This window comes from Thalassotalea sp. G20_0, from assembly GCF_017744175.1.
Classification (GTDB): domain Bacteria; phylum Pseudomonadota; class Gammaproteobacteria; order Pseudomonadales; family Endozoicomonadaceae; genus Endozoicomonas.
Genome location: NZ_JAGHQV010000478.1, coordinates 1 through 567, shown reverse-complemented (window position 1 = coordinate 567; position 567 = coordinate 1). Strand labels below are relative to the sequence as shown.

Sequence of the window (567 nt, the reverse complement as noted above, 5' to 3'; positions counted from 1 at the left end):
ATGTCTCTCTGGGGAGTAATGGTATGCTGTGCCAGGTTATCTCTGGTTCCAAACACCAGTAAAGGTAACGTGCTGGAAAAGCACATGGATGACCTGTTTATTCGCCTGGAAAATACATCCCCGGACAATGAAGACGATCAACGCATCATTGCGATGGCCGCAAGTTGGCTTGGGAAACCGTGTCCGGTCGTACCCCATTACCAGACAATCGTTTCAAAACGTCAATCCGAATTCCGCAATCAACTCCACTCATGCATTCCATCTTTGAGGATTGAAGAAGAAAAGAGTCTGAATTCATTACCTCCGGTTGACCTGCTACTGCCAGATCACAACATGGTGATTGAAGTTCAGGGACCGTATCATTACGTGGGTGGTGATTTCAAAACCAGGAATGGTTCGACTCTGCTGAAAATCGCTCTGTTGCAAAAAGCAGGATTTGAGGTCATTGAAATTCCGGTTAACATGCTCTTGAGTCAGGATTTAATGAAACCATACATTGATCAAATAAAGACCAGAACAGGCTTCCCGCCACAGGGGCATGGCTCTGTATCACTTAAAAGAAAGTGG

At 45.5% G+C, this 567-nt stretch carries 1 protein-coding gene; it reads left to right on the top strand.

Features of this window, described 5'->3' with window-relative positions; genetic code table 11:
• Positions 1 to 567 (top strand): RAP domain-containing protein (locus J7438_RS27135; protein ID WP_209279120.1); only part of this gene is annotated, 567 nt, incomplete at both ends.